The organism is Bordetella genomosp. 6 (assembly GCF_002119705.1).
GTDB classification, from domain to species: Bacteria; Pseudomonadota; Gammaproteobacteria; order Burkholderiales; family Burkholderiaceae_B; genus Bordetella; species Bordetella bronchiseptica_F.
Map to the genome: position 1 here is coordinate 995,403 of NZ_CP021107.1, position 12,696 is coordinate 1,008,098.

The 12,696-nt window shown below is 69.5% G+C and carries 13 protein-coding genes; 9 read left to right on the forward strand and 4 right to left on the reverse strand.

Going from position 1 to position 12,696, the window contains the following annotated elements; all coding sequences use genetic code 11:
- Positions 1–43: 43 nt before the first annotated feature.
- Genes CAL11_RS04735 through CAL11_RS04745 form a run of 3 tightly spaced genes read left to right on the forward strand, consistent with a single transcriptional unit; the run spans position 44 to position 2,402 of the window.
- Positions 44–832, forward strand: coding sequence for an IclR family transcriptional regulator (locus CAL11_RS04735; RefSeq protein WP_086092300.1), 789 nt, complete (start codon positions 44–46; stop codon positions 830–832).
- A gap of 9 nt (positions 833–841) precedes the next feature.
- Positions 842–1,477: a bifunctional 4-hydroxy-2-oxoglutarate aldolase/2-dehydro-3-deoxy-phosphogluconate aldolase gene (locus CAL11_RS04740; protein ID WP_068926997.1), complete on the forward strand. Its 636-nt coding sequence runs from the start codon at positions 842–844 to the stop codon at positions 1,475–1,477.
- Positions 1,470–2,402, forward strand: a complete 933-nt coding sequence (locus tag CAL11_RS04745) for a sugar kinase (RefSeq protein WP_086092301.1) — start codon at positions 1,470–1,472, stop codon at positions 2,400–2,402. The genes CAL11_RS04740 and CAL11_RS04745 overlap by 8 nt, the downstream gene beginning before the upstream one ends.
- Before the next feature lie 50 nt (positions 2,403–2,452).
- Here CAL11_RS04745 and CAL11_RS24460 read toward each other — a convergent pair whose 3' ends face one another.
- On the reverse strand, positions 2,453–2,710 hold the full coding sequence (locus CAL11_RS24460; protein WP_167382413.1) for a hypothetical protein: 258 nt from the start codon (positions 2,708–2,710) through the stop codon (positions 2,453–2,455).
- A 42-nt stretch (positions 2,711–2,752) separates the two neighbouring features.
- Entirely contained in the window at positions 2,753–3,697 is a 945-nt protein-coding gene (locus tag CAL11_RS04755; protein WP_033461274.1) for a LysR family transcriptional regulator, read from the reverse strand.
- Between the two features lie 187 nt (positions 3,698–3,884).
- Here CAL11_RS04755 and CAL11_RS04760 point away from each other — a divergent pair, with 187 nt between their 5' ends.
- The 6 genes from CAL11_RS04760 (at position 3,885) to CAL11_RS04785 (ending at position 10,455) form a co-directional block, all read left to right on the forward strand.
- Positions 3,885–4,820, forward strand: a complete 936-nt coding sequence (locus CAL11_RS04760) for a glycosyltransferase family 2 protein (protein ID WP_015065032.1) — start codon at positions 3,885–3,887, stop codon at positions 4,818–4,820.
- Between the two features lie 120 nt (positions 4,821–4,940).
- A complete protein-coding gene (locus CAL11_RS04765) occupies positions 4,941–6,512 on the forward strand; it encodes an ABC transporter substrate-binding protein (RefSeq protein WP_086092302.1) in 1,572 nt (523 codons plus the stop codon).
- Between the two features lie 71 nt (positions 6,513–6,583).
- A complete protein-coding gene (locus CAL11_RS04770; protein WP_015065034.1) occupies positions 6,584–7,570 on the forward strand; it encodes an ABC transporter permease in 987 nt (328 codons plus the stop codon).
- Positions 7,570–8,484: an ABC transporter permease gene (locus CAL11_RS04775; RefSeq protein ID WP_086092303.1), complete on the forward strand. Its 915-nt coding sequence runs from the start codon at positions 7,570–7,572 to the stop codon at positions 8,482–8,484. The genes CAL11_RS04770 and CAL11_RS04775 overlap by 1 nt, the downstream gene beginning before the upstream one ends.
- A gap of 7 nt (positions 8,485–8,491) precedes the next feature.
- Positions 8,492–9,466 carry an ABC transporter ATP-binding protein gene (locus tag CAL11_RS04780; protein ID WP_015065036.1) on the forward strand — a complete coding sequence of 325 codons (975 nt, stop codon included), beginning with the start codon at positions 8,492–8,494 and terminating at the stop codon, positions 9,464–9,466.
- Entirely contained in the window at positions 9,463–10,455 is a 993-nt protein-coding gene (locus CAL11_RS04785; protein WP_086092304.1) for an ABC transporter ATP-binding protein, read from the forward strand. The genes CAL11_RS04780 and CAL11_RS04785 overlap by 4 nt, the downstream gene beginning before the upstream one ends.
- A 13-nt stretch (positions 10,456–10,468) precedes the next feature.
- Here the strand turns inward: CAL11_RS04785 and CAL11_RS04790 are convergent, their stop codons facing one another.
- Both CAL11_RS04790 and iaaH read right to left on the reverse strand, forming a co-directional pair.
- Complete coding sequence (locus CAL11_RS04790; RefSeq protein ID WP_086092305.1) at positions 10,469–10,966, reverse strand: VOC family protein; 498 nt, start codon at positions 10,964–10,966, stop codon at positions 10,469–10,471.
- A 132-nt stretch (positions 10,967–11,098) separates the two neighbouring features.
- Positions 11,099–12,580 carry an indoleacetamide hydrolase gene (gene iaaH, locus CAL11_RS04795; RefSeq protein ID WP_086092306.1) on the reverse strand — a complete coding sequence of 494 codons (1,482 nt, stop codon included), beginning with the start codon at positions 12,578–12,580 and terminating at the stop codon, positions 11,099–11,101.
- Between the last annotated feature and the right edge of the window lie 116 nt (positions 12,581–12,696).

Here is a 12,696-nt window from a genome sequence, read left to right on the forward strand (position 1 = left end):
CAGATTTTCCTGACGCCTTGCGCGTCTGTTGCAAGGAAACCCCGTGTCCCAGACCGCCGTGGCCGGCGCCGCCGCGTTCGCCAAGTTCATGCATGTGCTCCAGCTCGTGGCCGACGCCCCGCATCCGCTCGCCGTGGCCGAGCTGGCGCGCGCCAGCGGCTACCCGCGCGCCACCACGCACCGCATCGTGGCGGCGCTGCTCGAACAGGGCATGCTGGCCGAGTCCGTGCCGGGCCGCTATGGCCTGGGCCCGCGGCTGCTCGAACTGGCCAGCCGCAGCTGGGCGGCCTTCGACATCCGTGCGCTGCTGGCGCCGCAGCTGCGCGCCCTGCGCGACGCGACCGGCGCCACCGTGCACCTGGCCGTGCCGGATCGCCAGGCCATGACCTATATAGAAAAGCTGGAAGCGCCCGGTCCGGTGCGCATGGTGTCGCGCATAGGCGGGCGGCTGATGCTGCATTCCAGCGCGGTCGGCAAGGCGTACCTGGCCTCGCTGCCGGGCGCCGAGCTCGACGCCGCGCTGGCCGGCTTGCCGCTGCCGGCCCTCATGCCCAACACCCTGACCAGCGAATCCGCCCTGCGCGCCGAACTGGATATCGTGCGCGCACGCGGCTATGCCATCGACAACGAGGAAAACGAGGCCGGCATCGTGTGCTACGGCGTGGCGCTGGCCGGGCCGGACGGACGCGCGCTGGCGGGCGTCAGCGTCAGCACGGTGCGGGTGGGCCAGGCCGACCCCGCCGCATGCATCGCGCCGCTGCTGGAATTGCGCGCCGCCGCCGTGCGGCAACTGACAGGCGCCGGGCCGGCCGCGGCCGGCGCCGCATCCTGAGGAGACTCCATGACCCAACAAGCCAGACTCGCCACCCTGCTGGCCAGCCGCGTCGTACCGGTGCTGCGCTATCGCGACGCGGCCACCGCCGCCTATGCCGCCGAGGTGGCGGTCAACGCCGGCTGCCGCACGCTGGAGCTGACCTGGACCATCCCCGGCGTGACCGACCTGCTGCGCGCGCTGCGCGACAAGCATGGCGCGCAGCTGCTGCTGGGGGTGGGCACCGTGCTCGACACGTCGCAGGCCCACGAAGCCTTGACCGCGGGCGCGGATTTTCTCGTATCGCCGGGGCTGACGGCCGGCATCGCCGAGCAGGCCCATGCCGCCGGCGCCCTCTGCCTGCTGGGCGCGTTCACCCCATCCGAGGCCATGCAGGCGCGCGCGGCGGGCGCCGACGTGGTGAAGATCTTCCCGGCCGATACCGGCGGCCCGCGCCATCTGGCCGCCTTGCGGTCGGTCTTTCCCGATACGCCGTTGTGCCCCACCGGCGGCGTCACGGCGCAGAACATGCACGAATACTTCGCGGCCGGCGCGGCCATCGTCGGCATCGGCGCCAATCTGTACGACCCGGCCGCGTTCGCCGCGCGCGATACCGCCGCGCTGACGCGGCAGGTCGCCCGCACGCTGGAGTCGGCCCATGGTTGACTTCGACATCGTCGGCCTGGGCGAGCCCCTGATCGAATTCAACCAGACCCGTCCGGGCGAACCCGGCTATCTCCAGGGCGTGGGCGGCGATACTTCCAACGCGATCATCGCCGCGGCGCGCCAGGGCGCGCGCTGCGCCTACCTGACGCGGATCGGCGCCGACCCGTTCGGCGAGCAGCTGATGGACTTGTGGCGCGCCGAGGGCGTGGCCACCGACGGCGTGCGGGTGGACCCGCAGGCCCACACCGGCGTGTACTTCGTGCAGCACGGGGCGGACGGCCACGTATTCAGCTATCTGCGGCGCGATTCGGCCGCCAGCCGCATGCAGCCCGCCGACCTGGACTGCGGGCTGGTCGAGCGCGCCCGCGTGCTGCATGTGTCCGGCGTCAGCCTGGCCATCAGCAGTTCGGCCTGCGACACCGTGCTGGCGGCCATCGGGCGCGCGCGCGCCTGCGGCGCGCGGGTCAGCCTGGACTCCAACCTGCGCCTGCGCCTGTGGCCGGCGGCGCGGGCCCGCGCCATCCTGAGCGAGGCCATGCGCCAGGCCGACCTGTTCCTGCCCAGCCTGGACGACATGCGCCACCTGACGGGCCATGAAGACCCCCAGCGCACGCTGGACTGGATCCGCGCCGCCGGCGCGCCCGGCACGGTGGTGCTGAAACTGGGCCGGCACGGCGCGCTGATCGACGACGGCGCGCGGCGCCAGGCGGTGCCCGGCCTGGCGGTGCGGGCCGTGGACGCCACCGGCGCCGGCGATTGCTTCGCCGGCAGCCTGCTGGCGCGCCGCTGCGCCGGCGACGATTGGGAGCCGGCCGTGCGCTACGCCAATGCCGCGGCCGCGCTGTCGACCACCGGATACGGCGCGGTGGGTCCGCTGCCGCGCCCGGAAGCGGTGCGCGCCCTGCTGGAGCGGGCTAGCGGGTAAGCGGGGCGGCTTGGCGGTCCAGCCTGTTTCAGGCTAGAATGCCGAGTTATTCAGATTTTCGCCGTCGCCTTTTCGCGCCTGCAATGGCAGGCGCGGGCGCGGCGGCCACCCCACTGGAGATCATCATGGCCGAACGCAAACGCGTGCGTCGCAACACCCTGGAACGCCGTTGCCTGGGCAAGGCTTTCAAGCGTCTTTTCGTGAAGTCGCCCAAGGGCGTTTTCAAGATGCTGGAAAAGATCAAGCGCGTGTAAGTTGCGTTGCTTGCAGGTAAAAAGCCGCCGGCCCTTGCCGGCGGCTTTTTTCATGCGCGGCGCCACGCGCGAGGCGTGGAGCGGGGTGGGCCGGGATCAGGCGCGCGGTTGCGGGCCGGTCGGCGCCGGCCCGAGCATCGGTCGCACGAAATCCATGAAGACGCGCGTGCGGCCCGGCAGGATCGGCGACGGGTACACCGCGTAGATGGAGATCGGCTGCACCCGCCACTGGGGCAGCACGCGGCGCAGCGAGTTGCGTTCGATCACCGGATCGAGCGCCTGGCAATGGGGCAGGCGCGTGATGCCCAGTCCCAGCCCGGCCAGCGTGCCCACCACGCTGATGTTGTTGCCCGCCACGTGGCCGCTTACCTCGACGCGCTCGGTGCGCTCGCCATTGTGCAGCGTCCAGTGCGAATGCTCCGGGTCGATGGCGGTGCGCAGGCATTCGTGGCGGCCCAGGTCGGCGGGGTCGCGCGGCTCGCCGTGGCGAGCCAGATAGTCTTCCGACGCGTACAGGTAGCTGTCGAGCGAAATGATTTCGTCGACCACGGTATTGGGATCCGGCGCTTCGTCGTCGCCGCTGTCGCGCCCGAAGCGCAGGATGACGTCGAAGGGCGCGCCCTGCGAGGTCGCGCTGGCATTCAGGTTGAGATCGAATTCGCAATCGATCTCGGGGTAGCTGTCCAGGAATGCGCTCAGCGAGGTCGGCAGCAGCCAGATCGCCAGGCTGTACGGCATGGATATATTCAGCCGGCCCTTGGGGCGGCCCGTCAGCGATTCCAGCTGTTCGCGCGCCAGCCGCGTTTCGTCGATCAGGCCCTGGCAGCGTTGCAGATAGACCATGCCGGCGTCGGTCAGCTCCAGGCGCCGGGTATTGCGGTTGATCAACCGCAGGCCGATGGCCTTTTCCAGCTGATTGATGCGCCGTGACAGCGTGGACGTCGGCATGTCCAGCGCGCGGGCGGCCAGGCTGAAGCTCTTGCGCTTGGCGACTTCGACGAACAGGGCGATATCGTTGAGCTGGACGGTTTGCGCTTGCATGACGGGTCGGACAGGTACGGCGCGAGTGTACCGCGTCCTACGAGTCAGGTAAGAATATGCCAACAGATGACATATTCAATTGCAAAATGAGAGGACGTGCGCGTGTACCTGCGAGGCTTATCTCATACACTGCAACTCTCGCACCACCCCATAACCGACTCGTCCGTTGCGTACCGGCTAAACGAGCATGATCGATTCGCAATACCAATTCACGGTGCTGACGCCCACATATAACCGGGCTGCCACCTTGCACCGAGTGTTCCAGTCACTGCAGCGCCAGACCTGTCGGGATTTCGAATGGGTCGTCGTCGACGATGGTTCCACCGACAACACGCACGAGGTGGTGCGGGCCTGGCAGGCGCAGGCGGATTTCCCCATCCGCTATGTGTGGCAGCACAACCAGCACAAGAAAACCGCCTTCAACCGCGGCGTGCGCGAAGCGCGCGGCATGCTGGTGGTGGGGCTGGACAGCGACGACGAGATCCCGCCCGATGCCCTGGCCATACTGAAGGAGGCCTGGGAGGGCATACCCGCCGACCGGCGCGAGACCTACGTCGCGGTCACCGGCCTGTGCGCGCGGCCCGACGGTTCCATCGTGGGCGACCGTTTCCCGCAGGATGTCTTCGACAGCACGGCGGTGGACATGTACTTCCGCTACCGCGTGCAGGGCGAGAAGTTCGGCGCCATGCGCGCCGATGTGCTGCGCCGCTTTCCGTTTCCCGAGGACGTGGCCGGCTTCGTGCCCGAAAGCCTGGTGTGGTGGGCGATCTCGCGCGCCGGCTACCTCAGCCGCTTCATCAACCGGGTCGTGCGCGTGTACCACGACACGCCGGGCGGCCTGAGCCAGGGCGGCGTGTCCTTGAGCAGCAATATCCAGGGCCTGTACCTGCTGGCCTGGGACATGCTGCAGCATCACCTGGACTGGTTTCGCTACCGGCCGCGGGAATTCATCATGGCGGCGGCGCGCTACACGCGCTTTCGCCTGCACCTGGACAACTCCGGCCTGCCCACTGCGGTGCAGGCATACCGGCTCACCCAGCCGTCCGCGCGGCTGCTGGTCCTGCTGATGTGGCCGCTGGGCTACCTGCTGTATCGCCGGGATCGCCGCCGCGGCGTGGCCTGAGCGCCGGCGCCTGTCTGCGCGGGCGGGGGCCGCCTGTATCGGCACAAACCCCTAATTGACGCGCAAAGCGGCGCTACGGCAATATCCGGCGGTCATTCAGATATCTGTCAGGAGCTAACCATGCGCCGCACCATGATTGCTATCGCGATCGCCGCCGCTTGCGCCTTGCCGTCGATCGGGCAGGCGAAAACCTTCCGCTGGGCTTCGCAGGGCGACATCCTCACGTTCGACCCGCATTCGCAGAACGAAGGCATGACGATTGCCGCCAACAGCTATGTGTACGAGCCGCTGGTGGCCTATGACAAGGATTTCAAGGTGGTGCCGGCCCTGGCCACCGAATGGACCCAGGTCTCGCCCACGCTGTACCGGTTCAAGTTGCGCGAGGGCGTGAAGTTCCATGACGGCGCGCCGTTCACCGCCGACGATGCGGTGTTCTCGATCCATCGCGCCATGGCGCCCACCTCGAACTACAAGGCGTACACCACGGGCATCAAGGAAGCGCGCAAGATCGACGACCACACCATCGAGATCGAGACCAGCGCGCCCAATCCGGTGCTGCTGCGGCAGCTGCCCAACGTGTTCATCATGAACAAGGCCTGGTCCGAGAAGCACAACGTCGCCAAGCCGCAGGACTTCGTCAACAAGGAAGAAACCTATGCGGCGCGCAACACCAACGGCACCGGCGCCTACAAGCTGAAGTCGCGCGAGGTGGACGTGCGCACGGTGTTCGTCGAGAACACCGAATGGTGGAACAAGGACAAGAAGATCGGCAATGTCACGGAAGTGGTGTTCACCCCGATCAAGCAGAACGCCACCCGCACCGCCGCGCTGCTGTCCGGCGAGATCGACTTCGTGCTCGATCCGGCCGCGCAGGACCTGGAGCGCCTGCGCCAGCAGGCCAAGGTGGTGGAGGGCAACGAGTACCGCACCATCTACCTCGGCTTCGACCAGAAGCGTCCGGAGTTGCTGTATTCCAGCGTCAAGGGCAAGAACCCGTTCGCCGACGTGCGCGTGCGCGAGGCGCTGTACCGCGCCATCGATGTCGAGGCGATCAAGCGCGCGGTCATGCGCGGACTGTCGGCGCCGACCGGCACCATGATCGCGCCGCAGGTGCATGGCTGGACCGAGGCCCTGCACAAGCGCGTGCCCTACGACCCCGAGAAGTCGCGCGCGCTGCTCAAGGAAGCCGGCTATGACGGCACGCTCAGCTTCACGCTGGATTGCCCCAACAACCGCTACATCAACGACGAGGCGATCTGTCAGGCCGTGGTGGGCATGTGGGCCAAGGTGGGCGTGAAGGCCTCGCTGAACGCCATGCCGCGCGCCACCTATTTCCCCAAGGTGCAGTCGCGCGACACCAGCGCCTTCCTGTTCGGCTGGGGCGTGCCGACTTTCGACGCCATGTATACGCTGCAGAACCTGGTGCGCACCAAGGGCGAGGGCGCCGACGGCATGTACAACCTGGGCGACTACAGCAACAAGGAAGCCGACGCGATCATCGACCGCATCAAGACCGAGACCGACCCGGCCAAGCGCGACGCCGACATCGTCCGCGCGCTCGAGATCCATGCCCAGGAGTTCGGCCATATCCCGCTGCACGACCAGGTCATTCCCTGGGCCATGCGCAAGAACGTGACGGTGATCCATCGGGCCGATAACCGCCTGTCGGCCGACTGGGTGCGTATCGACTGAGGCCCGCGAGGGACGTTCCGCGACGCCGCCCGGCATGGCCGCGCCGGCGTCGCGCTCCGTATCGAGTTGCCATGCTTGCATTCATTCTGCGCCGCATCCTGCAGGCCGCGGCGGTCATGCTCACCGTCGCCCTGCTGGCTTTCGTGCTTTTCCAGTACGTCGGCGATCCCGTCACCATCATGCTGGGGCAGGACGCTACCGACGCCGAGCGGGTCGAGCTGCGCGAGCGCCTCGGGCTGGACGATGCGCCGCCGGTCCAGTTCGCCCGTTTCGTCGGCAACGCCATGCAGGGCGATTTCGGCATTTCGCTGCGCCAGAGCGAGAAGGTCTCCAGCCTGATCCAGGCCCGGCTGCCCGCCACGCTGGAGCTGTCGCTGGTGGCGGCGATTCTCGCGCTGGTCGTCGGCCTGCCGCTGGGCGTGTACACGGCGCTGCGCCGCCATGGCCTGCTGGCGCAACTGGTGCTGGCCGGATCCCTGCTGGGGGTATCCCTGCCCACCTTCCTGATCGGCATCCTGCTGATCCTGGTGTTTTCGGTGCAGCTGGGCTGGCTGCCCAGCTACGGCCGCGGCGATACCGTCAGCTTCGGCTGGTGGACCTCGGGGCTGTTCACCGCCACGGGATGGAAGCACTTGATCCTGCCCTCGATCACGCTGTCGCTGTTCCAGATGACGCTGGTGCTGCGGCTGGTGCGTTCCGAAATGCTGGAAGTGCTGCGCTCGGACTACATCAAGTTCGCCCGCGCGCGCGGCCTGCGCCAGCGCGCCATCCATTTCGGCCACGCGCTGAAGAACACCATGGTGCCCGTCATCACCATCACCGGCCTGCAGCTGGGCGGCATCATCGCGTTCGCCATCGTCACCGAGACCGTGTTCCAGTGGCCCGGCATGGGGCTGCTGTTCATCCAGGCGGTGCAGTTCGCCGACGTGCCCGTGATGGCGGCCTATCTGTGCCTGATCGCCCTGGTGTTCGTGGTGATCAACCTGATCGTCGATCTGCTGTATTTCGTCGTCGACCCGCGCCTGCGTTCGGGGCTGTCACGCAACGGAGGCCACTGATGCGCGCCGCACTCAAACGCTGGTGGGATAGCGACCTGGCCTGGTCGTGGCGCCACAGTCCGGTGGCCATGGTCGCCACCCTGGTGCTCGCGCTGCTGCTGGTCAGCGCGTTCGGCGCGCGCTGGGTGGCGCCGCACAATCCCTTCGACCTGACCACGGTCGAGCTGCTCGATGCGCTGCTGCCGCCGGTATGGTCCGACAACGGCCAGCCCCAGTACCTGCTGGGCACCGACAGCCAGGGCCGCGACCTGTACTCGGCCATCCTGTACGGCACCCGCGTGTCGCTGCTGATCGGGCTGGCCTCGGTGGCGCTGTCCATGCTGATCGGCGTGGTGCTGGGCCTGGTCTCGGGTTACGTGGGCGGCCGGCTGGACGCGCTGATCATGCGCGTGGCCGATGTGCAGCTGTCGTTTCCCGCCATCCTGATCGCCCTGCTCATCGACGGCGTGGCGCGCGCCGCCGTGCCGCGCGAGCTGCACGAAGTGATCGCGTTCCCGGTGCTGATCGGCGCCATCGCCCTGGCCGGCTGGCCGCAGTATGCCCGCACCGTGCGCGGCTCCACCCTGGTGGAGAAGAACCGCGAGTACGTGCAGGCGGCCCGCGTCATCGGCGTGGCCTCGCCGGTCATCATGTTCCGCCACGTCCTGCCCAACGTCATGGGTCCGGTCCTGGTGCTGGCCACGGTGCATCTGGCCACCGCGATCATCACGGAGGCGACGCTGTCGTTCCTGGGCGTGGGCGTGCCGCCCACCGCGCCCTCGCTGGGCACGCTGATCCGCATCGGCAACGACTTCCTGTTTTCCGGGGAGTGGTGGATCACCATTTTCCCGGGCGCCGCCCTGGTGCTGCTGGTGCTGTCGGTCAACCTGGTGGGCGACTGGCTGCGCGATGCGCTCAACCCCCGGCTGAATTGAGGCGACCATGAGCGCATTGCTGGAAGTGAAGAACCTGTCGGTCGAATTCCCGACCCGCCGCGGCACCCTCAAGGCGCTGGACGACGTGTCGTTCACGATCGCGCCGGGCGAAGTGCTGGGCGTGGTGGGCGAGTCCGGCGCGGGCAAGTCGTTGACCGGCGCCGCCATCATCGGCCTGCTCGAGCCGCCCGGGCGCATCAGCGCGGGCCGGATCCTGCTGGGCGGGCGGCGCATCGACAACCTGCGCGAAGACCAGATGCGGCGCGTGCGCGGGCGCGAGATCGGGGCGGTGTTCCAGGATCCGCTGACCTCGCTCAATCCGCTGTACACGGTCGGCCGCCAGCTGGCCGAAACCATCGTGACGCACCTGCCGCTGTCCTGGAGCCAGGCGCGCGAGCGCGCCATCGAACTGCTGGCGGCCACCGGCATCCCGGCCGCGCGCGAGCGCATCGATCATTTTCCGCACCAGTTCTCCGGCGGCATGCGCCAGCGCGTGGTGATCGCGCTGGCGCTGGCGGCCGAACCCAGGCTGGTGGTGGCCGACGAGCCCACCACGGCGCTGGACGTCTCCATCCAGGCGCAGATCATCGAATTGCTGAAGAAGCTGTGCCGCGAGCAGGGCGCCTCGGTCATGCTGATTACCCACGACATGGGCGTGATCGCCGAAACTGCCGACCGCGTGGCGGTCATGTACGCCGGGCGGCTGGCCGAGATCGGGCCGGTCGGCGATGTCATCCACCGCCCCCGTCATCCCTATACCGAAGGCCTGATGGGATCGATCCCGGCGCTCGATGGCCATGCCGAGCGGCTGGTGCAGATCGACGGCAGCATGCCGCGCCTGAACGCCATTCCGCCAGGCTGCGCCTTCAACCCGCGCTGCAAGGTCCGGCTGCCGCGCTGCGGCAGCGAACGCCCCGAGCTGATGGCCGCGGGCGCCTCGCGGGCGGCCTGCTGGCTGCACGATGCGCGGGAGGCGGCATGAACGCGCCGCTGGTACAGGTACAGGACGCCGCGCGCTGGTTCGACGTGTCGGCGCCATGGCTCGAGCGCGTCCTGGCGCGCAAGCCGCGCCAGATGCTGCGCGCGGTCGACGGGGTGAGTTTCGAGATCGCGCGCGGCGAGACCCTGGCGCTGGTGGGCGAGTCGGGCTGCGGCAAATCTACCGTGGCGCGCATGCTGGTGGGCCTGTATGGCCTGACGCGCGGTGCGATACAGTTCGATGGCCAGCCGCTGTCGGCGCTGGCCACGCCGCAAGGCAAGCAGTTGCGCAGCCGCCTGCAGATGATTTTCCAGGACCCCTATGCCAGCCTCAATCCGCGCTGGCGGGTCGGGCGCATCATCGCCGAACCGCTGCTCACGCATGCCAGCATGGCGCCGCAGCAGCGCCAGGAGCGGGTCGGCGAGCTGCTGCGCCAGGTCGGGCTCGACCCGGCCGACCAGCACCGCTACCCGCACCAGTTCTCGGGCGGCCAGCGCCAGCGCATCTCGATCGCGCGCGCCCTGGCGGCGCGGCCGCAGTTCCTGGTGTGCGACGAGCCGACCTCGGCGCTGGACGTGTCGGTGCAGGCCCAGGTGCTGAACCTGATGAAGGACCTGCAGCGCGAACTGGGCCTGACCTATCTGTTCATCTCGCACAATCTGGCGGTGGTGCGCCATGTGGCCGACCGCGTGGGCGTGATGTACCTGGGCAAGCTGGTCGAGGTGGCCCCGCGCGACGACCTGTTCGCGCAGCCGCGGCATCCCTACACCCGCATGCTGCTGGAGGCGATTCCCGATCTGAACGGCGCCGGGCGGCCGCGCACCGCGGTGGCCGGCGAGGTCCCCAATCCGCTCAACCCCCCGACCGGCTGCGCGTTCCATCCGCGCTGCCCGCATGCGAATGCGCGCTGCAAGAGCGAGGCGCCGCGGGCGCTTGGCCACGGGCTGGCCGTGGTCGCCTGCCACGCGGTGGAGGAAGGCCGCATGGCCTGAGCGCGGCGCCCGCTCAGGCGCCGTCGTAGGCGCGCCGCAGGGCCGCGATGTCCAGCTTCTTCATGCCCAGCAGCGCCGTCATGGCGCGCTGCGCGCCGGCGGGATCGCCGGTCATCCACTCGGCCACCATGGCGGGCACGATCTGCCACGACAGGCCGTAGCGGTCGGCCAGCCAGCCGCACTGTTGCGCCCGCGGATCGCCGCCGGCGCCCAGCCGTTCCCAGTAATGGTCGATCTCTTCCTGGGTGGCGCAGCTGACCTGCAGCGAAATCGCCGGGCTGAACTGGAACACCGGGCCGCCGTTCAGGGCCGTGAAGGGAGTGCCGTCCAGTTCGAACTGCACCGTCATGACCGAGCCGGGTGCGCGTCCGTGCACCTCCTGGCCGGCTTCGCCGTAGTGGCTGATCGCGCCGACGCGCGAGTTGTCGAATATGTCCGCGTAGTAGCGGGCGGCTTCCTCGGCCTGGTGGTCGAACCACAGGCAGGGAACGATGCGGGTGAGGCGGGCCATGGCGCGGCTCCGGTGGGTGGGGTCTTTCCACCTTAAAGCGCCGTGGCGCGCGCCGGCAAGCGTCGCGATGCAATGCGCCGCGATCGCCCCGTGCCGGGTGTCCGCTGGCCGCCTCGGGCGGGCGGCCGCGTCTCAGGCCGCCGCGATGGCGGGCGGCGGGAGCCGGCCCAGGATGGTTTCCAGCATCAGGCCGATGGCCAGCACCTTGCGGTCTTCGCCGGGCAGGCCGTCCAGCTCCAGGCCCACCGGCAGGCCGTGCGCGTCCAGCCCGGCGGGCAGGCTCAGGCCGGGCAGGCCGGCATTGCTGCCAGGGTCGGCGTTGCGCGCCAGCCTGGCGAAGTTCTCCAGCGAGCTGGCTTCGGGGCCGGCCAGGGGCGCGCCCACCGGCACGGTGGGAAACAGCAGCGCGTCGATGCGATGGCGCGCGAAGGCGTCGCGGTAGATGTCGATCAGCGCCGGCCGTCCGGTGGCGATGGCCTCGCGGTACAAGGGCTCCAGGTCGAAGCCGGCGCCGTCGGGGCCGGGCAGCCGCAGCGGCGCGATCATGTCGGTGAAAATGGCGCGCACGTCGGGGCTGGAGATCTGCGCCACCACGCCGTCGAAATCCAGCCCGGCCTCGTAGCGCCGCAGATAGCCGGCCAGGTCCGTTTTCTGTTCGTACAGGGCCAGCACGAAGCTGATCTCCTGGTTCTGCTCCTTGAGCCCGGGCATGTCGAGTTCGACCAGGTCGACGCCGGCGGCGCGCAGCTTGCCCAGCGCGGCGCGCGCCACGGTTTCGATGGCGGGATCCAGGTTGCTCCAGAACCAGGCCGGCAGGCCCAGGCGGATGCGGGTCGCCGGGATCGGCGCCGGCGCCGGCTCGCCGGTGATCACCGCGTCCAGCAGCATGACGTCGGTCATGCTGTTGGCCATGGGGCCGGGGGTGTCGCGGGTATGCGAGATCGGCGTGATGCCGGCCCCATCGTAGCGGCCCACCGTGGGCCGCAGCCCCACGCCGCCATTGAGCGCGGCCGGCAGGCGGATCGAGGCGCCGGTGTCGGTGCCCAGCGCCGCGGGCGCCAGGCGTGCGCCCACGGCCGCGCCGCTGCCCGCCGAGGAACCGCCGGCGATGCGGGCCGTGTCGTAGGCATTGCGCACGCCGACGGTGCGCTCGCCATGGAACGCGGTGTTGTACCCGCTGACGCCGTAGGCCAGCTCGTGCATATTGGTCTTGCCCAGGATGATGGCGCCGGCCTGGACCAGGCGCTGCACCACCGGCGCGTGCTCGCGCGGCACGAATTGCCGCAGCGCCGGCGTGCCGGCGGTATTGGGCAGGCCGGCCACGTGGATGTTGTCCTTGATGGCGACGGGCACGCCGCCCAGCGGCTGCGCGGCCGCGCCCGCGGCGCGCGCCGCGTCCCAGGCGCGCGCCCGCGCCAGCGCGCCGTCGGCGTCCACCGTGATGAAGGCGTTGAGTTCCGGATGCGCCGCGATGCGGGCCAGGTAGGCGGCGGTCAGCGCTTCGCTGCTGATTTCGCCGGCGGCCAGCTCGCGCGCGGCCTCGTAGGCGGTCAGGCTGGCCAGGTCGGGGCGCTTGGCGCCGGCGGGGAACGTGGGGGGCGGGGTCGAGGTCATGGGGCTCCTTTCACGACGGATCGGCCGCGCGGCCTGGGCCGGCCGGCTGGCGGGACGGCTGCTGCACGGGCCGCCCGGACAGAAGCCAGACTACCGCAAAATCCGCCCGATTCCTG